The organism is Flagellimonas eckloniae (assembly GCF_001413955.1).
Lineage (GTDB): Bacteria > Bacteroidota > Bacteroidia > Flavobacteriales > Flavobacteriaceae > Flagellimonas > Flagellimonas eckloniae.
Map to the genome: position 1 here is coordinate 2976482 of NZ_LCTZ01000002.1, position 22767 is coordinate 2999248.

Consider the following 22767-nt stretch of genomic DNA (forward strand, 5'->3'; position numbering starts at 1 on the left):
GTTTTTCCTTAATAGAACGAAAAAACTACACAATTTCGTTTAAAAGTACGGTATGTTTCTTGAAAACACAGTAAACCCTAAAGAACAATTTGGCTGGATAGAAGTTATCTGTGGTTCCATGTTCTCTGGAAAGACCGAAGAACTCATAAGAAGACTTAAACGCGCCCAATTTGCGAAACAAAAGGTTGAAATCTTTAAGCCTATTGTTGATACAAGATACCATGAGGACATGGTAGTCTCCCATGATTCCAATGAAATACGTTCTACCCCTGTTCCTGCCGCCGCTAACATTCGCCTGTTAGCAGACGACTGTGATGTAGTTGGTATTGATGAAGCGCAATTCTTTGATGATGAGATAATTACGGTTTGCAATGACTTGGCCAACCGTGGGGTTCGTGTGCTTGTTGCTGGATTGGATATGGATTTTAAAGGAAATCCATTTGGCCCTATGCCAGCCTTAATGGCAACTGCGGAATACGTAACCAAAGTACATGCTGTTTGCACGCGTACCGGAAATTTGGCGAATTACAGTTTTAGAAAATCTAGTAATGAAAAACTTGTTTTGCTGGGTGAAACCGGCGAGTATGAGCCCTTAAGTAGAGCTGCATTCTATAAGGCCATGCTCAAGGAGAAAGTGAGCCAAATGGATGTTGATGCTGAAGAGGTAGCGGCCAAAAAGAAATCTACTAATGAGTAAAATTGGCGAGACCATACTTCAACTAGATTTGAAGGCATTGGAACATAATTACAGGTTTTTAAGATCTAAATTAGCTGCTAAAACCAAGTTTTTGGCTGTTGTAAAAGCCTTTGCATATGGAAGCGATATGGTGACCATAGCCCAGAAATTGGAAAGCTTGGGTGTTGATTATTTTGCGGTTGCCTATACAAAAGAGGGTGTTTTGTTGAGGAAATCTGGGATTAAGATCCCTATTCTGGTGCTTCACCCTCAACCCATAAATTTTACAGAGCTCATTGACCATTCTTTGGAGCCAAATTTATATTCCTCAAAGATTCTGAAACTTTTTTTGGAGGTTGCCAAACAAAAGGGCCAAACAAATTACCCTGTTCATCTTAAATTTAATACAGGATTAAATCGCTTGGGATTTTTGGAAAATGATATAGCCAACATCGCAGAACAATTAAAAGAAACGGATGAGCTAAAAATCATTTCCTTTTTTTCACATTTGGCTGCTTCAGAGGATCTATCTGAAAAAGCATTTAGCCTAAATCAAATAGACCGCTTCAAAAAAATATGCAAAGTGTTGCATCAAAAATTGGGGTATACCCCTTTTCGACATATGTTGAACACATCAGGAATCATCAACTATCCTGAAGCCCAATTTGAAATGGTGAGAAGTGGAATAGGCTTATACGGTTATGGCAATAGCAAAGCCGTTGATAGCAAATTGGTTCCAGTTGCCACACTCAAGACCATTATTTCCCAAATACACAAGATTGAATCCAATGAAAGCGTAGGCTACAATCGTGCATACAAATCTGAAAAGCCTAGAACTACCGCTACCTTGCCGCTTGGGCATGCAGATGGTATAGGGAGGCACTACGGAAATGGCAAAACATATGTTTCCATAAATGGCAAAAATGCTCCTATCATAGGCAATGTTTGTATGGATATGATTATGGTTGATGTGACGGATATTGACTGCCAAGAAGGGGATGAAGTGCTGGTATTTGGTCAAAATCAGTCAGCAGAGGATTTTGCCTCATCCGTAAATACTATCTCCTATGAACTATTGACCGCAATTTCTTCTAGGGTAAAAAGGGTAATTGTAAACTCATGATTTTCAACGGCCAATTGGCAAAACCCTCATTTTTGATTACATTGTAGACGTATTAACCATTTAAAACTATACTAAAATGCTTAAAGAATTCAAAGATTTTGCAATGAAAGGTAACCTGGTGGATATTGCCGTAGGTTTCGTTATGGGTGCCGCCTTTAACAAGGTTGTTGCCTCTTTTACCGGTGGAATTGTTTCTCCATTAATTGGACTTATTTTCAATGCAGATTTTAAAGATTTAAAGTATACCATTAAGGAAGGTACTATGAATGACGCAGGTGAAACAGTGGGTGAAGTAGCTGTACTTTATGGAGATTTTTTAACCAATGTTATAGACTTTATCATTGTTGCATTTGTTATGTTCATGATTGTCAAGGGCGTAAACAAGATGAAGAAAAAAGAAGAACCGGCTCCAGAAGCACCAGCAGGCCCATCCCAAGAAGAATTGCTTGCTGAAATAAGGGATTTATTGAAAAAGTAAAATCGGCTTCAATTAATTTGAAGCTACCGCTACACTACTAGCATAACTTTAAAACCGTCAGTTTGTTTCGCTAACAAGTTGACGGTTGTTTTATTTATAACATTTTGTTATTTTTTGATTATGAAGCCTGAAATGCTTGTTTAGAAGTTTATCTGTACTAACTTTGCCTTCACAAAAGAATTAAAAATGAAAGTAGCAGTTGTAGGTGCCACTGGAATGGTTGGCGAAGTGATGTTGAAAGTATTGGCCGAACGTAACTTTCCAATAACAGAATTGTTATTGGTTGCCTCTGAACGCTCCATAGGAAAAAAATTGAATTATCGAGATGAAGAATATACGGTAATAGGGTTAGCGGATGCTGTTGCTTCACAACCAGATATCGCGATATTTTCTGCAGGAGGAGACACTTCTTTGGAATGGGCTCCAAAATTTGCCGAAGTAGGCACAACTGTTATTGATAATTCATCAGCATGGCGCATGGATCCATCCAAAAAATTGGTAGTTCCCGAAATCAACGCCAATACATTGACCGCTGAAGACAAAATTATTGCAAACCCCAATTGTTCCACCATACAAATGGTAATGGCGCTGGACCCATTGCATAAAAAATATCAAATGAAACGCGTAGTGGTTTCTACCTATCAGTCCGTTTCCGGAACAGGTGTTAAAGCCGTTGAACAATTGGAAAATGAGATTGCGGGTATAGAAGGTGAAATGGCTTACCCTTACCCTATTGGTAGAAATGCCTTGCCACATTGTGATGTATTTCTGGAAAACGGATACACAAAAGAAGAAATGAAACTTGCTCGCGAGCCACAAAAAATATTGGACGACAGGACTTTTTCAGTTTCAGCGACCGCTGTTCGTATCCCAACCGCTGGTGGTCATTCTGAATCTGTAAATGTGGAATTCCACAATAACTTTGATTTGTCCGAAGTGAGAAAGCTACTTAGTGAGACCCCTGGAGTTACTGTTCAGGACAATCCTGATACCAATACGTATCCTATGCCCATCTATGCACATGGAAAGGATGATGTATTTGTTGGTAGAATTCGCCGTGATGAAACGCAACGCAATACGCTAAATATGTGGGTGGTCTCCGATAATTTACGAAAAGGGGCCGCTACCAATGCAGTTCAAATAGCCGAATATTTAGTAGAAAAAGGACTGATTGTTGGTACTTCTGAGGCTGTTTCTTAATCTCATATCATACTTTCATTCACCATATAAAATAAATCCGCTTTCTTTGAGGCGGATTTTTTATTGATTCCAACCCAATTATGCTAAAAGTTCATATTGATTCCTTCAGTTATCAAGATCAGCTTGTGTTGGAAGATATCCGCTTTCAAGTAGCTAAAGGAGAGCATATAGCCTTGATGGGAGAGAGTGGCTCTGGGAAAAGTACCTTACTGAAAATTATCTATGGCCTTTTGCATGTTGAAAATGGTTCTATTTTTTGGGGTGAAAAAGAAGCGTTGGGCCCAAATTTCAATTTAGTTCCAGGCGAATCCTACATGAAATACCTTTCGCAAGATTTTGATTTGATGCCCTATACTACGGTGGAAGAAAATATTGGGCAATATTTATCTGTATTTCAGATTGAAACCCATCAACAACGAACACAAGAGCTTTTAGGCCTTATTCAACTTGAGGCTTTTGCAAAAACAAAGGTGAAAAATTTGAGTGGTGGACAACAACAACGCGTGGCCTTGGCAAGAGTTTTGGCCCAAGAACCTGAAGTACTTTTACTCGACGAGCCCTTTGGACATATAGATAATTTCAAAAGAAACTCTCTAAGGAGAAACCTGTTTCCTTACTTAAAAGAAAAAGGCATAACGGTTCTTACGGCCAGCCATGACCCAAATGATGTTTTGCCTTATGCAGAACGCACTCTTATTTTAGAAAAAGGCAAAATCATTGTCAACCAAAAAACCAAAAAACTATACAAAACCCCACCAAATTACTATACTGCTTCGCTTTTTGGTGAAGTGAACAAAATTCCCGTCAAACTTTTGAAGTCCTATGCCAAAATTGATAGATCTGTTCTAATTTATCCACATGAGTTTCAAATTTCGGATGAATCCGGATTAAAAGTATGCGTCAAAAATTCTTTTTTTAAGGGAAGTCACTTTTTAAATGAAGCTACGGTAAATGAGGAAACCGTATTGTATTTCAACAGTACAAAAAGACTAAAAGAAGGAGACATCGTCTTCCTTAATGTATCTTTGGAGACTATCAATACCCGCCTTCAAATTGAACAAGGAAAAGATACGTAAAGAATTAAAATTCAAAGCAATTCGCAGCAGTGGTGCTGGTGGACAGCATGTAAATAAGGTTTCCTCCAAAGTTGAGTTATCCTATGCCATACAATCCTCTGAAGGTCTGTCCATGGCTGAAAAAGAAAGACTTTCCTTAAAACTAAGCTCTCGGTTAACCAAGGAAGGTATGCTTGTTCTGCAATGTGATGAAGCCCGCAGCCAACATAAAAACAAAGAACTTGTAATCAAACGATTTTTTGTGGTATTAAACAAAGGATTGGAGGTTCCTAAAAAGCGAAGGCCTACAAAGCCTTCTAGATCTTCCATTGAAAGGCGCTTAAAATCCAAAAAGAGAGATGCCAATAAAAAAGCCAATCGCAAGAAACCAGATTTGGATTAACAGGCCGTAGTTCCAAATCAACTACACAACTTCTAGAATGCCACTCTCGTTTCCATTGAATGAAAATGCATCTCCTTTTTCCTTTCCCAACAGCAGTTTTGCTATTGGTGAGCTTGCAGAAATACAAAAAAACGCGTCATTATCTTTATTGAATACTCCAGCTGAAATTGCGATAAAATAATTTGCGGTGGTGGTTTTTACCAAACTTCCCAAGCTAATTTTTTCAGAATGTTTGGCAATGTCAACTTTAGAGAGAATCATTTTTGTCTTTTCAAGTTCAACCCTCTGTTTTCCAAGCTTTTCTTGTTCCAACTGAACCATGGCCCTACCCGTTTCGTGTTTGTCCCCAGCGCTGCTTTTGGTCTCGGAATTAAGCGATTCTTGTAAGGCATCACTCCTTTTTCTTAAGCTTTCCGTGCGCTCGTTTATTTGGTTCCAACAAAATTCCAGAATCTGTTGTTTTATCTCTTTTTCACCAATCATTATCACGCAAAGGTTAATCTGAAAATGGTTTCTTTATTGGGAATAGATCTAACTTTTAAACTACCTCCGTGTAACTGCATTACCTGCCTGGAAAGACTTAGTCCAATTCCCGTGCCCTCATTTTTGGTAGTAAAGAAGGGAACAAAAATCTCATCGATAAGATCTGTTGGAATGCCCGGGCCATTATCTTTTATCTCAATATATTTTACCCCATCATTTTGTATTCCCGCCACCATATGTACTTGGCCACCTTCAATTTCTTTTATGGACTGCAGTGCATTCTTGCAGAGATTGATTAAAACTTGGGTAATTTGTTTTTCGTCAATAAAAAACTCCAACTCCTCTGGTTGGCATGTTACATAAAATGTTGATTGCTCTTCTCCCAGTCTCGTCGACATTAAAACATCAATCTTTTCCAAAAGGTTTTTTCCTTTTACAATAGTTTGATTTGGTTCAGGAACATTTAACAAACTTCTGTAGGATTGGACAAAATCCATTAGGTTTCCACCTTGTTCCTTAATTACCTCAAGTCCTTTTAGTGTATTTTTTATCTGACTTTCATCCAACTCCTTGGAAGAAACAATCTCTCCGTTGTTCTTATAATATTTGATAATTGAGTCAGAAATTGAGGCAATTGGAGTAATGGTATTCATAATTTCATGGGTCAGCACCCGTATAAGGCGCACCCAAGACTCGGTTTCCTTTTCGTCCAGTTCTTCATTGATATCCTGAACAACAACCAACAAAAGTGACTTGCCATCTAAAGTTATAGGAGTGGATTTAAGAGCCAGTTGCACTTGTTCCCGTTCATTGGTCAGTTGGAACAGCTTTCTTTCAAAAGGGCGAAAAGATTTAAAGGTTTCATACAGGTTTTCATCAACTTGGGTTAGTTGCTTAATGTGGTTTAGCGGGGTATAATTCAACAGTTTTTCCAATGTAGGGTTCGAAAATAGTATGTGCCCTTTTTCATTAAAAGTCATAATCCCTATGCTTGCTTGCTTAAGGATTTCCTGATAATACTGCTCCCTTATCTGTAATTGCAAATGAACTTCTTGAATGAGCCCGTTTACCCTATTGAGGCTTTGATTAAGTTCTTTAAAGGACTTAATGGATACCTTTTCGGGAAACCGGAGTGTAAAATCCTCATTACGGATTGCATCAAAAAAATAAGCGATTTTACGATTGGTGCTATTTATAAAATTGATTAAAGAATAAACTTGTGCAACAAAGAAACAAATAGAAAAGGCCAAGGTAAAATACCATGTTTTTACCAAAGCAAAAGCAAAAACCAGAGCAGTCAAGGCTATAAAAAGAACCCTGAATATTAGCTGTATGTAAAAATTACGACTCGCCATTATTTATTCTTTTTCTTCAGTTTATTATATAGGGTTTGCCGAGAAATACCCAATTGATCGGCAGCGGCACTATAATTTCCATCGTTTTGGTCTAGGGCCTTGAAAATCATTTGCTGCTCCATTTCATCTAAGGTTGCAGGTCCATTCTCAAAAGATTGGGAAGGTTTTGCATGTAATAAAAAGTCTGTGGGCTTGAGCACATTACCCTCTGAAAGAATAACTGCCCGTTCCATGGTGTGCTGTAATTCCCTCACATTGCCAGGCCATGAATACTCCATCAGTTTTTCTTCTGCCAAATTGTTTATTCGAAGTCCTTGTTTGTCATATTTATTGGCAAACCTTTTCAGAAAAAAATCTGCTAAGATTAAAATATCGCCTTCTCGTTCCCGTAATGGGGGAACTTCAATGTGTATGGTATTAATTCTATACAAAAGATCTTCCCTGAAAAGGCCATCAACAACCATTTGTTCCAAATTGCAATTGGTGGCGCACACCAAACGAATATCTACATTTACCGCTTTATTGGAACCCACTCTTACAATAGACTTATTTTGAATGGCAGATAACAATTTGGCTTGCATTTGTAGAGAGAGGTTTCCCATTTCATCTAAAAATAAGCTGCCTTGATGAGCAGCCTCAAACTTTCCGGCACGATCCTCTTTTGCGTCTGTAAAAGAACCTTTTATGTGGCCAAAAAGTTCACTTTCAAATAAGTTTTCAGCAATAGAACCCATATCAACCCCAATAAACACTTCATCTTTTCGTGATGAAAGTCTATGCAATTCTCGTGCTATAAGTTCCTTTCCCGTTCCATTTTCACCAGTTATTAGGACATTTACATCTGTTTTGGCCACTTTTCTGACCAGGTTTAAAACTGAGGTCAAAGCCCTGGAGTTTCCTATTATAAAATTCTTGTCTTCATTAATGACCTGCTTTAGGTTGCTCTCTTGCTTTTTTAATTTATGAATCTCCTGTTTGGATTTTCTAAGTTCATATGCCGACTTCACTGTTGTTAATAGTCGCTCATTGTTCCAAGGTTTTAAAACAAAATCAGAAGCTCCCTGTTTCAATGCCTTAACCGCTAAGTCTACCGCACCATAGGCGGTCATCATAATAACTGAAGTAAGCGGGGATTTCTTTTTAATTTCGTTTAACCAGTACAATCCTTCGTTCCCGGTATTCACCCCTGCTGAAAAATTCATGTCCAAAAGCACAATATCAATCTTTTCCATGTTTGCAAAAGAAGAAATCTGATTTGGGTTAAACAGTGTTTGGACACTCTTATATTCAAACTGCAACAGAATCTCCAAGGCGCTCAACACACTTTTATTATCGTCAATGACTAAAATACTGGCTTCGGTCATAAGCTTTATAATCTACTTTGGTATAAAACTACAAATTGAAAACACATATTTTTTACAACTGTAAAATATTTGGACATTTTTTGTATAAAAATTTTACACATTGACACACGAAAAATATTCATAAATAATATAAATATCTATTAATCAACATTTTATATTTATGGCACAAGAATGGCAAATAGTTTGGCACAGTAATAAATTATGACCTTGAAAATATACCTTACAACACTTGCTTTATTGATTTCCATAATTGGATCTGCACAAAAGGTGTGGACATTGGAAGAATGCATCGCGTTTGCTGTGAAAAACAACTTACAAGTAAAAAATACCGACTACAGTAAAGATTCGAGCAAGGAAACATATAGACAATCTATTAGAGACTTATTGCCCAATGTATCCGGTTTTTCTGATTCTAGATACAGCTCTGGTCTTACAGAAGATCCACAGACAGGGGTGCTTGTAAACAATGAGTTCTTCAGCACTAGTTATAGTCTAAACGCAAATATTGACCTATTCCAGGGATTTCAAAAACTTAATACCATTAAAGCTTCCAAGTTTATTTATAGGGCCACCCAAGAGGATGTATTACAGGAAAAGTTTCTTTTGGCTTTTAGGGTGATGTCTGCTTATTATGATATAAAATTCAATGAGGGTTTGGTTGCAAACTCACTTGAACAACTGGAAATTTCACAATCCAACTATGATATTGTGAAAAAGCAGGTAGAATTGGGCTTAATGGCAAAAGCAGATTTATATGAAGCAGAATCGAACCTGTTGGGGGATCATCTTTTGGTTACACAGAACAAAAATTTATTGGCACTTTCCAAGCTTACACTACTTCAAGAAATGAATCTAACAGATGAAAGTGATATTGAGTTGCAGACCACATTGGACCCTATCTCCAATGAGTTGACCGAAAGTGTTTCATTGGACTCTGTTTATAATGTGGCCAAGAATTTTGTCCCGCTTGTTAAAGGGCAAGATTTAAGAGTAAAGGCCGCTAAAAAACAGCTGCAAGCTACAAGAGGCAGCTTATACCCATCTATCTCTTTAATTGCAGGTTTGAGCTCCAGATTTTCGGAAACGAATCTTGATGATAATGATATGATTATTCCTTTTAGGGATCAAATCGATGAAAACTTTTCTCGCTTTGTTGGAGCACAACTTAGTGTCCCTATTAGTTTGGGATGGGCCAATCACTCAAGGGTAAAGCAACAAAAAATAGCATATCAGCAAGCTCAGACCAATCTTGATATCCAAGAACAAGAGTTATTCCAATTATTGCAACAATTGGTTCAAACAAATCAAGCACTTATTGCAGAATATGAGCAAAGCAATAAAAGAGTACAAGCACAGGAATTGGCCTTCACCATCTCACAAAAACGATATGAAAAAGGCTTGATCAATGCTTTAGAGCTATTCCAGGCCAAAAATTTATACGGCGTAGCACAGAACGAAAACCTACAGGTAAGACTTCGGTTAAAGGTGAACAAGAGTACACTAGATTTCTATAACGGCTTGCCAATATTTAATATCAACTAAGAAACACAATGGATATACAATTAGAAAAAAAGAAAGGATTAAAACCAAAACATTACGGTTACATTGCCCTAGGCATATTCGTGTTGTTTGCCGGGTGGAAATTAATTTTTGCCAACTCCGTATCCTCCTTTAGAACAGACAAAGAAAGACTTTCCATAGCACAGGTTACGGAGGGTAAGTTTGATGACTACATTACCATAAATGGAACCGTTGCACCAATTGCCACAATTTATATGGATGCTTATGAAGGAGGCAGGGTTACTGAAAAATTGATTGAAGAGGGAAGTATGGTCAAGAAAGGTGATATAATCCTTAAGCTTGAAAATATGGGACTTTACGAGCAAATATTGGCCAGTGAAAGCAACTTGGCCCTAAAGCAAAACGACCTTCGCTCCACACGTCTCACTTTTGATGCCCGACAGGTAGAAGGACGTCGTTCCCTTGCCACTACAAGTACAGACTTACAGCGACTAAAACGTAATTACGAGCAAAATCAAGCACTTTTTGAAGACGAGTTGGTGTCCAAGGAAGTATACTTGACGTCCAAGGAAAATTATGAACTGGCGCAAAAACAATATGATATTGTAAAACTCCAAACCGAGCAAGATGATGAATTGCGCAAAACATCCCTTACGGGGTTGGATGTGGACCTGCAACGTATGCGCAAAACCTTGGGCATGGTGTACGAACGATTAGATCATTTAAATGTCCGTGCTCCTGCAGATGGGCAGTTAGGGTTTTTAGACGCTGAAATAGGACAGAGTATTGCCCAGGGACAGCGCATAGGACAGGTCAATGTTTTGACAGATTTTAAAATTGAAGCAGAAATAGACGAACATTATATTGATCGTGTTAAAAGAGAGTTATCTGCTTCCCTTGAAAGAAATAATAAGGAATATGGTCTTCGGTTACGAAAAGTATATCCTGAGGTTAGGAACGGCAGATTTAAAGTGGATTTGGTTTTTACCGGTGAAAAACCAGAAACTATTAGAGCTGGACAGAGCTACAACATCAAATTACAACTTGGTGCTTCCAATGATGCCCTTTTACTTCCAAAAGGAGGTTTTTTCCAAAGCACAGGCGGACAATGGGTCTTTGTTTTGGGCACGGACGAAAATGAAGCCTTAAAACGTAATATCAGAATAGGAAAACAAAACTCAAAATATTATGAGGTATTGGAGGGTCTAGAACCCGGGGAGCAAGTTATTACCAGTAACTATGACAGCTTCGGTACCGCTGAAAGAATAGTATTAAAATAAAAATTCAATCAAAATGAACAAGTTATTACTAATTTATGGATGCATACTACTAGGTGGTGTGGCCGTAGCGAACAATCAACAAAGTACAGAAAGTACTTTTGTTATAGAGCATACTTCCAATGAAGTAAAAGAAAGCTCTTCTGAACTAGACCTTAGTGAAATAGTGTTTATTGAGGAAGACGCTGAAATTGATTTAGGCTTTAATACTGCCGATTATCTTCCCGAGGATTTTAATCCCTATAAAGCGTATTTTAATTTGGACTCCATCACGTACATTGAGGAGGAGGAATTGGCACTGGACTTTGATACGAATGCTTATTTGCCAAAAGGATTTGACCCATATACTGAAGTGGTACCAGTTAATTCAATAAACTTTATCGAAGAAGAATCAATCGACTTAGGTTTTGACACTAAAAAGTATCTTCCTAAAGGATTTTCTCCTTATAAAACAGCCAAAAAACCTTACATGGAAGAGAAAGTGATTCTAGAATTTGACACTTGTAAAATTGCTTTCTACCCAATACTGAAATTAGCATCCAAATAAATTAAAGATTTAAAAAATAACAATCAACAAAATGATACAAATACAAAACCTTAAAAAAAGTTTTAGAACGGAAGAAGTGGAAACGCTTGCCTTAAATGGAGTTACCCTCAATGTTGCTGAAGGCGAATTCGCAGCCATAATGGGGCCTTCAGGATGTGGAAAATCTACCTTGCTCAACATTATTGGCATGCTGGATAACCCAACCGAGGGAAGTTATCAATTTGCCGGCCATGAAGTGGGAGGGCTTAAAGAGAGCCAACGTACGCAACTTAGAAAAGGGAATTTGGGCTTTGTGTTCCAAAGTTTTAACCTCATCGATGAGCTTACCGTTTTTGAAAATGTTGAGCTTCCGTTGATTTATTTGAAAATGAACAAAGCCGAACGCAGGGAAAAAGTGAAAACAGTTTTGGAGCGAATGAAAATTGCACATCGCGAAAAACATTTTCCACAACAACTTTCTGGTGGACAACAACAAAGAGTCGCTATTGCCCGTGCCGTAGTAACCAATCCAAAATTGATTCTTGCGGATGAGCCCACGGGTAATTTGGACTCAAAAAACGGAATTGAGGTAATGAATCTGCTTACAGAACTAAATCAAGAAGGAACCACCATTGTTATGGTAACCCACTCTGATAGGGATTCCCATTATGCGCATAGAGTAATCAACTTGTTTGATGGGCAAATCGTTACCGAAAGTCAAAATAAGCCCATGGGAGCAATGGCATAATTACAAATAGGGGGTTTATTCATCAATCAAAAACAAAATCATCAATCAAAAAACGAATTGTTATGAAATCAATCAAAATACAAAAGGCAGCACAAAAACTACTCATCATTAGTTTGGCTCTTTTATCCGGATTCTCTTTTGGACAGCTTAAAAGTACATCCGTGAAACATTTTGATAAAGTAATTATTAGCCCTCATATAGCTGTAAATTTTGTTGAGGGCATATCTGAGTCTGTTACTGTTCATTCAAGTACGGAACCATTGGAAAAATTAAACATAGAAGTTGTTGGAAAGACATTGCGTCTTTACTTGGATGATGCCAAAATGGTTACAAAAGGAGAAAAAATCAAAAATGATAATTGGAAAGGCAAACAATCAATCTACAAAGGAACTGTGATTACAGCAACAATAACGTACAAACAACTCAAAGAACTTTCATTGCGTGGAGAAGAAAAATTTGTTTGTGAGAGTGCGCTAACAGGGTCTGAATTTAAGCTAAAACTCTATGGAGAATCTGAAGTGTACTTAAATGAAGTAGATCTAGATAATTTAACAACAAGTATTTATGGGGAAAGTTATTTGGAGGTTAAAAAGGGAGCTGTTGGCAGACAAAAAATAACTGCATATGGCGAAAGCACCATCAACACTTTAGAAGCAAATTCTATTGAGACCAAGATAACTGCATATGGTGAAGGAAGCTATCGCGTAGCAGTTTCTGATAGATTAAAAGTAACTGCATATGGCGAGGCAATAGTTGCGTATGCAGGTTCGCCTGAAGTAGATAGGGGAATAATAATCGGTGAAGCTGAAATTCAAAAAATAGATTAAGTCATGCTTAAAAATCATATCAAGGTCGCATTCAGATATTTAAAGAACCATTTATCTTTTACTATCATTAATGTATTAGGGCTTACTTTAGGGTTCTTTTGCTTTTTCCTTCTGAATGCCTATGTCTTGAGGGAAACTTCTTTTGATAAAGGCCAAGAAAATGTTTTTAGGTTGCTGCAAGAAACAACAGATGAGAATGGTACTACACGAGAAATAGCACAATCTCCACCCAAAGTTGGTATAGAATCTAGACTTCTTTTTGATGAAATTGAAACCCAGACCCAAATACTATATTTGGGAAGAGCCAATGTTGGCAATAACCCACAAACAGTAAATCATCAACAAATTGCCGTATTGGATGATGATTTTTTAAATGTTTTTAGTTTCCCCCTCATAGAAGGTACTACCAATGGTCTAATAAATCATCCTAACGGTATTATTCTTACCCAAACAATAAAGGAAAACTACTTTGGAAAGCAATCGGCACTTGGTAAAATATTAAAGACCAGCTATGGTGATTATCCTGTGGTAGGAGTTTTAGAAGATTTTCCGGAAAATTCCCATTTAGAAAACTTAGTTTTCTTCAGCAGTCAAATGGCTTCGGAGGTGGTTAGTTGGTATACCGATTTTATGTCTGCAAATTGGACAAGAAACGAGCTTATAACATATCTTAAAGTTTCGCCTAGTGCAGATTTAGCTGCGCTGGGAGATAAAATCACCAAACTTGCACAAGAAAATCAACCAAAAGATATCCTTTACAATAGCAGCTTTGCTGTTCAATCTGTTCAGGACATTCACTTATATGAAAATGAAGTAGAGGGTGAAATGAATAAAGACAAGGGGAATGGATTCTATGTGAGTTTATTCTTTTGGGTAAGCATCCTTATTTTATTGGTGGCCTGTTTTAACTACGCAGGATTGTTGAACATTGCTTTTATAGACAGAGCAAAAGAAATAGGTTTAAGGCAAATTGTAGGGGCTGGGAAACTTAGCCTTCTAAAACAATTTTTGTCTGAAAGCCTATTGTTGATTTCGGTTTCCATCATATTGGCTTATACTCTGTTATGGTTGCTGCAGCCATTGGTTCAGATTTGGTTTAGCACAACCCTTAACTTACGGTCAATTCCTTTTAATGGGATTGTTATAATGGTGGCATCCGGTTTATTTCTTGGGCTCCTATCCGTGGCTTATCCGTTTTGGCTTATCATAAGATCAGGGGTGTCATCCTCTATAAAAAGTACAATATCCTTAAACTCCAAATTGCCTTTTAGAAGATTTATGCTCACGTTTCAGTTCATAGCTGTTATTGTATTTATTACCGCGTCTTTGGTCTTTAACAAGCAGATGGATTTTTTAAAAAACAGAGAGCTCGGGTTTAAAAAAGAAGGCTTGGCCACTGTGGATATAAACAGTAGAATTTTAAGAAATCAGTTTGAAGCTATTAAAACCGAATTTTCAAGAATTCCAGAAGTTCAGTCCGTTAGTGTTAGTTCAAGGGTTCCTGGAGAATGGAAAAACATACCAACGGTAAAGACGAAACGAAACGGTCAGTCCCTTGCAGAGGCAAAGGACATGTTGTTTATGGGCGCCGACAAAGACTTTCTCAAGACCTTTAATATCAGATTATTGGATGGCACAAATTTTAAGGATGCTCCATCAGATAGCTCCAAAGTGTTTATTAATCAAGCAGCCGTAATTGCATTAGGGTTGGAAAACCCCATAGGCGAAATGATCAGCATCCCGGCCGTTAACTATGGTGGAAGTAATCGGAACTTAAACCAACCTTTTATTGCCCAAGTCGCAGGTGTTTTAGAAGATTTTCAAATTGAAGATTTTAGAACAAACATAAAGCCCCTAGTTATGGGCAACTGGAACAATCCAATACACTCCATTGATTATTACACATTGAAAATTAAAACATCAGACTGGTCAAAAACAATGATTGCACTTAAAAAAGTTAACGATTCTTTTGACCCTAAAACCCCCATAGAGTTTAATGTTTTGGATGACAAATTTGCCCGGTTTTTTGAACGTGATATGGAACATTTTAAACTACTTAATTTCTTTTCCATTATAGTGGTTTTACTTTCCTGTATGGGCCTTTTTGCAATGAGCGCATTTGTTGCAAAAAGTAGGACCAAGGAAATTGGGATTAGAAAAGTATTGGGCTCAAGTGTTTTACAATTGCAATACCTCTTATCCAAGGATTTTGTGAGGTTGATGTTGGTAGGGCTACTTGTGGCAACTCCATTAACTTGGTATGCCTTGCAAACTTGGTTATCAGATTTTGCATATCACATAGATTTTAAATGGTGGATGGTAGCCATAGGTGGCTTTATTTGTTTTTCATTGACCATTGTAACTGTGAGTTTTCAATCTATAAAAGCCGCTGTTGCTAATCCAATAAAAAGTTTAAGAACCGAATGAAAAATTAACTAGATCATGCTTAGGAACTATATCAGAATTGCTTGGAGAAATTTATTAAAACGAAAAGTATTTACCGCTATTAACATTTTAGGGCTGGCTATTGGTTTTGGTAGCAGTATCCTAATCTATTTGTTTCTAAGCTATCATCTTTCCTTTGATGGATTCCATAACTATTCTGATAGAATCCACAGAATGGTTACCGAGGAGCACCGTGATTTAATTGATTATGAAGCCAGCGTTCCGCCGGCATTTGCAAAAACATTTCGCGAAGACTATGATTATGCGGATTATGTAGCAAAGATGGTGCAACAAGGTGGGTTGATCATGGATGTGGAAAGAAATGGTTCCACGGATAAATTTAAAGAAGACATAGCCTTTGTTGAAGAAGATTTTTTTAAAATCTTCAATTTTCCTTTGCTTGATGGCAGCAACACCATATCACTTTCTGCACCTAATACCGCTGTAATAACGGAGACAGTTGCCAATAGAATGTATGGAAAAACTAATGTCATTGGCGAGACGTTTATTTTGCAAAATGATAAAATCATTGAAATTACAGGGGTTTTAAAAGCATTACCAAAAACCACTTTTCTGGAAAATGAGGTTTTCATTTCCTTTAACAATCTTGAAGATTTTTTTGGATTTGCTGCCAATGAATCTTGGGGTGGGATTACAAGTAATTTACAATGTTTTGCCTTGTTAAAACAAAACCAGAATGTTTCCCATATTGAGACCGCCCTTCTGGAGCTCCCCAAAGAGCACAGACCAGAAAGCAAGAATAAGCATGTCTATAAACTACAACCCTTGTCAGACATGCACTTTAATCCATTGTATGGCGGGTTAGACCCAATGCTTTTATGGGTCTTTGCCATAATCGGGTTATTCTTGATCACTATAGCATGTATAAATTTTATAAATATTTCTACGGCACAGGCTTTTTATCGTTCTAAGGAAATAGGAATCCGTAAAGTGTTGGGAAGCTTTAAACAACATCTGTTTTGGCAGTTTCTGTCTGAAACCTTTGTCATTAGTTTGTTTGCCATTCTTTTGGGAGGTGCTTTGGCCCTAGTATTTTTGCCTTCCTTTAACGCCCTTTTTGAATTAAGATTATCTTGGAAAGACCTTTTAGACCTTAGATTCTTTGGGTTTTTATTTTTGATTCTGGCTCTGGTTTCATTGTTATCTGGAAGTTACCCAGGAATATTAATGTCCCGTATTGTTCCAGTACTAGCACTTAAAGGAAAACTTAGCCATAATGATACGGGCGGAACAACCACAAGAAAAGTATTGGTGGTAGCGCAATTTGCCATCTCCATAACACTTATTGCAGCAACATTTATCATTTCCAGACAGATTGATTATGCAGTTTATACTGATTTAGGTTTTGATAAGGAATCAATGGTAATGGTTGAAGTTCCCTCCGACCTTGAACCAGTCCAATTTGAAAGCTTAAAAAATAGATTGAGCCAAATTCCAGGCGTGCAAAATGTTTCTGCATGCTTGAGTAGTCCAGGTGCGGCTGAAAACAATTGGGGTACTAATGTAAAATACCATACCAACCCAGAGGTTGAAGAGTTTAACATACAGGCTAAAATAGGTGATGAGAATTACCTAAACACTTTTGGCATCCCGCTTGTGGCAGGAAGAAACTTTTTTAAAAGTGATTCTATAACTGAAGTATTGGTAAATGAAGCCTTCGGAGAGAAGCTTGGAGTTTCCAAATCCGAAGATTTACTGGGGAAAAAGCTTTGGGCAAATGGAGGCAGCGTTAATGCAACCATTGTTGGTGTGGTAAGCAATTTTCATGATTCTGATTTTACCGAGGAGATCAAGCCAGCCTTTATTGCTGCAAACAATAATTGGTATAGTGAAATTGCTCTTAAAATCAATCATGCAAATACAAAATCAACATTGGACCAAATAGGGACAACATGGTCTGAAACTTTTACAGGATATATATTTGAATACCGTTTTCTAGACGAGCGCGTAGCGGAACTGTATGAAACCGAACAACGCTATTTATCACTTTCCAAAGTATTTTCTGGCCTTGCCATTTTAATAGGTTGTCTTGGTTTATACGGGTTAATCTTATTTTTTGTGGGCCAGCGCACTAAAGAAATTGGAATCCGTAAGGTCTTGGGAAGCAGCATAATCCACATTTTGACTTTATTTACAACAGACTTTTTTAAACTTATTCTTGTTGCAGGTGCATTGGCTACCCCAATAGCGTGGTATTTAATGGAGCAATGGCTTCAAGGATATACTTACCGTGTAGAAATTCATTGGTGGATGTTTGCCTTGGCCATTGTTTCAATTATGGCCATAACCCTGATAACAATAAGTTATCAAACTTTAAAGGTAGCCATAGCAAACCCTATAGAAAGCTTAAGAACCGAATAAAAAATTAGCTGATCATGTTTAAGAATTATCTAAAAATCGCTTGGCGGAACATTGTAAAAAACAAAGTTTATTCTATAATCAACATCGGTGGACTCGCCATAGGTTTAAGCTGCTTCTTACTCATTACTCTTTATATAATCAAAGAGCTCTCCTATGATAGCTATCATGAAAAAGGAGATCAGATTTATAGGGTATTGCACCACAGCAGTTCGGAAGATACCTCAAGTGCTTGGGTTTGGGGCAATGCTCCTGTGGGTCCTGCATTAAAAGCCGATTTTCCAGAAATACTTGAAAAAGTCCAGTTTTCTGGCCAGTCAGCCATTTTATTAAAATATGGGGAGAATGCTTTTCAAGAGAACGATTGCTTTTATGCGGATGCGGCGGCTTTTGACGTATTCAGTTGGCCTTTGATTTCAGGTGACCCAGCAATGGCTTTGGAAGCACCATATTCCATAGTACTTACTGAAACTACTGCTAAGAAATACTTTGGTGACCAAGACCCTTTGGGAAAGGTAATTGAAGGCGTTGGCGGACGGGCCAGCGATGGCAATTATACGGTCACGGGTGTGATGAAAGATATTCCCGAAAATTCACATTTTTCGTTTGATTTACTTATGTCAATGGGCAGTTTTTACCAATCGCGCCCAGCTATTTTTGATTGGTGGGGTTACGTCGATTTCTATACGTACCTATTGGTGTCCGAAAATTTTGATGAAAAAGTATTCAACTCAAAAATCCCTTCTTTTTTGGAGAAACATATCGAGGAAACTTCCGATGAGGACTTCTACAATATTTCATTGGAGTCCCTTGGTAATATATACTTGCATTCCGAGGCGGATCGCCAGCCTGGGATTATAGGAAGTCTTTCCAACATTTACATTTTTGCTATTATCGGGCTTTTTATTTTGATCATCGCATGCATCAATTTCATGAACCTTTCTACTGCAAGGTCATTGGAAAGAGCTAAAGAAGTTGGTGTAAGAAAAGTAATAGGGGCAAATAGAAAGGGGCTTATTTATCAATTTTTCGGAGAATCATTGGTCTTGGTTTTATTGTCTTCTGTATTTGGTTTATTATTAGTTTTCTTGGCTTTACCTTGGATGTCAAACCTAACAGGATTACGTTTTTATGCCCATGATGTAATCGAAATACAATTGCTACTGTTCTTTTTTGGGACCGCGATACTTACAGCTTTTTTATCAGGCAGTTACCCCGCGCTTATCTTATCAGGGTTTAAGCCGGTAAGTATTTTAAGGGGCACCTTTAGAAAATCACCTCAAGGAGCCAATTTAAGAAAAGGACTGGTCATTTTTCAGTTTAGCCTTTCCATAGCCTTGATTGCAAGCACCATAATTGTATACGATCAATTGGGGTATTTATTCAATAAGGATATGGGCTTTGATAAAGAGCAACAGTTGGTACTTGATTTTAACTGGGATCAAGATGTAATCTCGAATATGGAGACCATAAAGAGTGAGTTCAAAGCAATGCCCAATGTTACTTCAGTTTCCATGTCAAGAACCGTTCCTGGAAGTCACTTCCCCGCAGCAGGGACTACTGTGGAAATAGCTTCTGGAGAAATGAAAACTTTCAGTCCTTATATATACGAGGTTGACAATGATTTCATACCACATTATAATATAGAAATGGTTGCGGGCAGGGCCTTTTCACGAGACTTTCCTACGGATAGTATTGGTTCTTTGGTCATCAATGAAGCAGCAGTAAAAGCTTTTGGGTATTCTGAACCTAATGAGATTATTGGCAAAAAATTTGATCAATGGGGAAGACAAGGTACTATTATTGGTGTGGCCAAAGATTTTAATTACTTGTCCCTACATGAAGAGATAGCTCCCTTGACATTGAGACAGGTGCCCTACGGACAGTATTTTTCATTAAAACTTAGCTCCAATGACTATTATGCCACTGTTTCAAAAATTCGTCAAAAATGGGCTGACCTAGTACCTCATCGACCATTTTTATACAGCTTTTTGGATACGTCCTTTAATGAACAATATCAGGCAGATATTAGATTTAGAAAACTCTTTACCATTTTTTCATTTCTCACCATATTCATTGCCTGTCTAGGACTTTTTGGCTTAGTTACCTATAGTGCACTGCAACGAACCAAGGAAATTGGTATTCGAAAAGTATTGGGGGCTGAAGTAACCAATATCATTGCTTTAATATCCAAAGATTTTATCAAACTGGTTGGAGTGGCTCTTATTGTTGCCATCCCTTTTTCTTGGTTTGCTATGGATCAATGGCTTAATGATTTTGCCTACCGAATTGAAATACAATGGTGGGTCTTTGTACTTGCCGGAATGTTGGCCTTGTTCATTACTTTTTTCACAATCAGCTTTCAAGCCATAAAAGCGGCCCTTGTCAACCCTATAAAAAGTTTACGTACAGAATGAAGATAAACTCATGTTGAACTTATTTCAGCATCAAAAAACGAAGTATCATGATCAAAAGTTATATAAAAGCGGCTTGGAGAAGCCTTTTAAAGAACAAAGGATTCACCTTTATCAATGTGGTTGGACTTAGCATAGGTGTTGCGGCATGTATTCTAATTTCAGTTTACATAATTCATGAAAATAGCTATGACAAGGATGTGGCCAATTCCCCAAATATCTATAGGATGGTCAACCGGTATATAAATGATGGTCGTTTAGAAGATGGAGTACATTTTTCTGCCAACACCGCATCAACCGTACTTGATGATTTTGCTGAGGTGGAAAATTCGGGACGCCTTATGGATAATGGCCTTTTTTATGGTGCTGGTAGTAATGAAATCAGAATAGACGGAGAGCAAATGCAACACCATGAAGATGGTTTTAGTTATGCAGATCAAAGCATCATTGATATCATGGACATAAAAATGATTTATGGGGAAGCCTCTTCCGCACTTGATGAACCAAACACCATCGTTATTTCAAACACCATGTCTGAAAAATACTTTGGAAAGAGCAATCCTATTGGAAGGTCTATTTATCTCAATGGAAACAATGATGAACCCTTTCGAATCAATGGGGTGATGGAGGATTTTGCAAGCAACTCACATTTGGATTATGATTTCCTACTTACTTTGGAAGGCGTTGAGTTTGGTGAAGGAGAGCAAACACGATGGGTACAGAATAACTATTTCACGTATTTAGTTTTTCGAAATGACGCAAATTTAGCGGGATTTGAAGAAAAGATGTCCAATAGAATAATCAAAACCTATTTGGTCCCAGCATATAAATCTGCAGGCTTTGTGCTTCCTGAGAATTTTCAAGAGAAGTTTTTCATTAAGTTACAACCTTTGACGGATATCAATCTTTATTCCAAGAATATTGTTTTTGAAGCTAGCAAAAGAAACGATATTAAGATCATCTGGATTTTCGGAATCGTGGCTTTATTTATTTTAATCATTGCCAGCATCAATTTTGTAAACCTGTCTACCGCAAAATCGGCGAACAGAGCCAAAGAAGTTGGTGTACGTAAAGTGGTTGGTTCTTCCAAAAGCCATCTCATTGGACAATTTTTGACAGAGTCAATCTTAATTTCTTTGATTTCTTTTGCTTTGGGACTTTTACTCTCTTGGATGATGATGCCTATTTTCAGGGATATGTCCGGTAAAGAATTGATTCTTCCTTTTTCAAATAGCACTTTTTTACCAGGTGTTCTTATTGCCGCAATTGTGGTTGGAGTCCTTGCAGGATTATACCCCTCTTTTTATTTATCACGATTCCGTCCCGTAGTGGTGCTAAAAGGAAAACTTAGTTCTGGCAGTAAATCCAGCTCATTACGGAGCAGTCTTGTTGTTTTTCAGTTCACCATATCCATAATTTTAATTATAGGTACGCTCATAGTGAACCAACAGATGGACTTTGTGTTGAATTCCAAAATAGGTTTTGAAAAAGATCAGGTAATACAACTTTATGGCACCAATATGCTTGGGGATAGAATAGGCACCTTTAAGGATGAACTCAAAAATATGCCCGGCGTAAAAAATGTGAGTATTAGTGATTACCTGCCCATTGAAAATACTAAAAGAAACGGCAATAGTTTTGTAAACGAAGGGAAGGACAATATAGATGAGACTATTCCCGGTCAAGCTTGGGTAATAGATGAAGATTATTTGGCCACCTTGGGTATGAAATTGGTAGAAGGAAGAAATTTTTCCGAAGAGCGCAGCACTGATGACCGTGCAGTAATCATTAATCAAACCTTGGCCAATAAACTCTTATTGGACGAACCTCTTGGAAAAAGAATATCCAGATACGGTACACTTTACGAAGTCATCGGAGTTGTGGAAGATTTTAATTTCAACTCCATGAAGCAAAAAGTTGAACCCCTTTGTTTCTTTAGAGGAATAAGCCCATCCATAATTTCCATTAAGGCCAACACCGGGGATATTGCCGCTCTTTTAAAAGATATTGAAGAGAAATGGGATGTGTTTTCACCAAACATGGCGGTGCGCTATAGCTTTATGAACGATTCCTTTGCCAAAATGTATGACAATGTGAGTAGAATACGAACCATTTTTCTCTCATTTTCCATTCTGGCAATTCTCGTGGCCTGTCTTGGTCTTTTTGCACTGTCAGCATTTATGGTGGAACAACGGAAAAAGGAAATCAGCATTCGTATGGTACTTGGAGCATCCTTCAAAAATATCTATAGCTTGTTGAGTGTTAATTTCTTAAAACTTGTTGGTGTATCTATTATCATGGCCATTCCTGTAGGATGGTATGTGATGAGTCGTTGGCTTGAAGATTTTGCATACCGGATATCCTTGGATTGGACCATGTTTGTGGTTGCCGGTATAATTGCACTAATCATCGCCATTTTCACTATTAGTTATCAATCCATTAGTGCAGCATTGATTCAACCCTTAAAAAGTTTACGTACAGAATAATCATATC

18 protein-coding genes are annotated in these 22767 nt (G+C 37.6%); 15 read left to right on the plus strand and 3 right to left on the minus strand.

What is annotated here, in order from left to right; all coding sequences use genetic code 11:
- Window positions 1–52: 52 nt before the first annotated feature.
- From AAY42_RS12775 to arfB, 6 genes are all read left to right on the plus strand, one after another.
- On the plus strand, window positions 53–697 hold the full coding sequence (locus AAY42_RS12775) for a thymidine kinase (protein WP_055395814.1): 645 nt from the start codon (window positions 53–55) through the stop codon (window positions 695–697).
- Window positions 690–1799, plus strand: coding sequence for an alanine racemase (gene alr, locus AAY42_RS12780; RefSeq protein WP_055395815.1), 1110 nt, complete (start codon window positions 690–692; stop codon window positions 1797–1799). The genes AAY42_RS12775 and alr overlap by 8 nt, the downstream gene beginning before the upstream one ends.
- 76 nt (window positions 1800–1875) lie before the next feature.
- Entirely contained in the window at window positions 1876–2277 is a 402-nt protein-coding gene (gene mscL, locus AAY42_RS12785) for a large-conductance mechanosensitive channel protein MscL (protein WP_055395817.1), read from the plus strand.
- Between the two features lie 186 nt (window positions 2278–2463).
- Window positions 2464–3477, plus strand: a complete 1014-nt coding sequence (locus AAY42_RS12790; RefSeq protein WP_055395819.1) for an aspartate-semialdehyde dehydrogenase — start codon at window positions 2464–2466, stop codon at window positions 3475–3477.
- A gap of 80 nt (window positions 3478–3557) precedes the next feature.
- Window positions 3558–4553, plus strand: coding sequence for a sulfate/molybdate ABC transporter ATP-binding protein (locus tag AAY42_RS12795; RefSeq protein ID WP_055395821.1), 996 nt, complete (start codon window positions 3558–3560; stop codon window positions 4551–4553).
- On the plus strand, window positions 4531–4935 hold the full coding sequence (arfB, locus tag AAY42_RS12800; RefSeq protein WP_055395823.1) for an alternative ribosome rescue aminoacyl-tRNA hydrolase ArfB: 405 nt from the start codon (window positions 4531–4533) through the stop codon (window positions 4933–4935). The genes AAY42_RS12795 and arfB overlap by 23 nt, the downstream gene beginning before the upstream one ends.
- Window positions 4936–4956: 21 nt before the next feature.
- Here the strand turns inward: arfB and AAY42_RS12805 are convergent, their stop codons facing one another.
- From AAY42_RS12805 to AAY42_RS12815, 3 genes are read right to left on the minus strand one after another with little or no spacing between them, the layout of a single operon-like run.
- A complete protein-coding gene (locus AAY42_RS12805; RefSeq protein WP_055395825.1) occupies window positions 4957–5418 on the minus strand; it encodes a 3-oxoacyl-ACP synthase in 462 nt (153 codons plus the stop codon).
- Window positions 5419–5420: 2 nt separating this feature from the next.
- Window positions 5421–6773: a sensor histidine kinase gene (locus AAY42_RS12810; protein WP_055395827.1), complete on the minus strand. Its 1353-nt coding sequence runs from the start codon at window positions 6771–6773 to the stop codon at window positions 5421–5423.
- On the minus strand, window positions 6773–8137 hold the full coding sequence (locus AAY42_RS12815) for a sigma-54-dependent transcriptional regulator (protein WP_055395830.1): 1365 nt from the start codon (window positions 8135–8137) through the stop codon (window positions 6773–6775). Before AAY42_RS12815 ends, AAY42_RS12810 begins: the two co-directional genes overlap by 1 nt.
- Before the next feature lie 201 nt (window positions 8138–8338).
- Here AAY42_RS12815 and AAY42_RS12820 point away from each other — a divergent pair, with 201 nt between their 5' ends.
- From AAY42_RS12820 to AAY42_RS12860, 9 genes are all read left to right on the plus strand, one after another.
- A complete protein-coding gene (locus AAY42_RS12820; RefSeq protein ID WP_055395832.1) occupies window positions 8339–9679 on the plus strand; it encodes a TolC family protein in 1341 nt (446 codons plus the stop codon).
- A gap of 8 nt (window positions 9680–9687) precedes the next feature.
- Window positions 9688–10938 carry an efflux RND transporter periplasmic adaptor subunit gene (locus AAY42_RS12825; RefSeq protein WP_055395834.1) on the plus strand — a complete coding sequence of 417 codons (1251 nt, stop codon included), beginning with the start codon at window positions 9688–9690 and terminating at the stop codon, window positions 10936–10938.
- A gap of 13 nt (window positions 10939–10951) precedes the next feature.
- Window positions 10952–11482: a hypothetical protein gene (locus tag AAY42_RS12830; protein WP_055395836.1), complete on the plus strand. Its 531-nt coding sequence runs from the start codon at window positions 10952–10954 to the stop codon at window positions 11480–11482.
- 31 nt (window positions 11483–11513) lie between these two features.
- Entirely contained in the window at window positions 11514–12209 is a 696-nt protein-coding gene (locus tag AAY42_RS12835; protein ID WP_055395838.1) for an ABC transporter ATP-binding protein, read from the plus strand.
- A gap of 62 nt (window positions 12210–12271) precedes the next feature.
- Window positions 12272–13036, plus strand: a complete 765-nt coding sequence (locus AAY42_RS12840) for a head GIN domain-containing protein (RefSeq protein WP_082433434.1) — start codon at window positions 12272–12274, stop codon at window positions 13034–13036.
- Between the two features lie 3 nt (window positions 13037–13039).
- Window positions 13040–15463 (plus strand): ABC transporter permease, encoded by a 2424-nt coding sequence (locus AAY42_RS12845; protein ID WP_082433436.1) that lies wholly within the window; start codon window positions 13040–13042, stop codon window positions 15461–15463.
- Window positions 15464–15478: 15 nt separating this feature from the next.
- Window positions 15479–17863, plus strand: a complete 2385-nt coding sequence (locus AAY42_RS12850) for an ABC transporter permease (protein WP_055395852.1) — start codon at window positions 15479–15481, stop codon at window positions 17861–17863.
- A gap of 14 nt (window positions 17864–17877) precedes the next feature.
- Window positions 17878–20277, plus strand: a complete 2400-nt coding sequence (locus AAY42_RS12855) for an ABC transporter permease (RefSeq protein WP_055395854.1) — start codon at window positions 17878–17880, stop codon at window positions 20275–20277.
- Between the two features lie 47 nt (window positions 20278–20324).
- The gene (locus tag AAY42_RS12860) at window positions 20325–22760 is read left to right on the plus strand and encodes an ABC transporter permease (protein ID WP_055395857.1); all 2436 of its coding nucleotides are present in this window, start codon (window positions 20325–20327) and stop codon (window positions 22758–22760) included.
- Window positions 22761–22767 lie beyond the last annotated feature (7 nt).

Excerpts from the sequence above, each read along its gene's own strand:
- AAY42_RS12775 (WP_055395814.1), top strand. The coding sequence starts at position 53 with ATGTTTCTTGAAAACACAGTAAACCCTAAAGAACAATTTGGCTGGATA.
- alr (WP_055395815.1), top strand. The coding sequence starts at position 690 with ATGAGTAAAATTGGCGAGACCATACTTCAACTAGATTTGAAGGCATTG.
- mscL (WP_055395817.1), top strand. The coding sequence starts at position 1,876 with ATGCTTAAAGAATTCAAAGATTTTGCAATGAAAGGTAACCTGGTGGAT.
- AAY42_RS12790 (WP_055395819.1), top strand. The coding sequence starts at position 2,464 with ATGAAAGTAGCAGTTGTAGGTGCCACTGGAATGGTTGGCGAAGTGATG.
- AAY42_RS12795 (WP_055395821.1), top strand. The coding sequence starts at position 3,558 with ATGCTAAAAGTTCATATTGATTCCTTCAGTTATCAAGATCAGCTTGTG.
- AAY42_RS12805 (WP_055395825.1), bottom strand. The coding sequence starts at position 5,418 with ATGATTGGTGAAAAAGAGATAAAACAACAGATTCTGGAATTTTGTTGG.
- AAY42_RS12810 (WP_055395827.1), bottom strand. The coding sequence starts at position 6,773 with ATGGCGAGTCGTAATTTTTACATACAGCTAATATTCAGGGTTCTTTTT.
- AAY42_RS12815 (WP_055395830.1), bottom strand. The coding sequence starts at position 8,137 with ATGACCGAAGCCAGTATTTTAGTCATTGACGATAATAAAAGTGTGTTG.
- AAY42_RS12820 (WP_055395832.1), top strand. The coding sequence starts at position 8,339 with ATGACCTTGAAAATATACCTTACAACACTTGCTTTATTGATTTCCATA.
- AAY42_RS12825 (WP_055395834.1), top strand. The coding sequence starts at position 9,688 with ATGGATATACAATTAGAAAAAAAGAAAGGATTAAAACCAAAACATTAC.
- AAY42_RS12830 (WP_055395836.1), top strand. The coding sequence starts at position 10,952 with ATGAACAAGTTATTACTAATTTATGGATGCATACTACTAGGTGGTGTG.
- AAY42_RS12835 (WP_055395838.1), top strand. The coding sequence starts at position 11,514 with ATGATACAAATACAAAACCTTAAAAAAAGTTTTAGAACGGAAGAAGTG.
- AAY42_RS12840 (WP_082433434.1), top strand. The coding sequence starts at position 12,272 with ATGAAATCAATCAAAATACAAAAGGCAGCACAAAAACTACTCATCATT.
- AAY42_RS12845 (WP_082433436.1), top strand. The coding sequence starts at position 13,040 with ATGCTTAAAAATCATATCAAGGTCGCATTCAGATATTTAAAGAACCAT.
- AAY42_RS12850 (WP_055395852.1), top strand. The coding sequence starts at position 15,479 with ATGCTTAGGAACTATATCAGAATTGCTTGGAGAAATTTATTAAAACGA.
- AAY42_RS12855 (WP_055395854.1), top strand. The coding sequence starts at position 17,878 with ATGTTTAAGAATTATCTAAAAATCGCTTGGCGGAACATTGTAAAAAAC.
- AAY42_RS12860 (WP_055395857.1), top strand. The coding sequence starts at position 20,325 with ATGATCAAAAGTTATATAAAAGCGGCTTGGAGAAGCCTTTTAAAGAAC.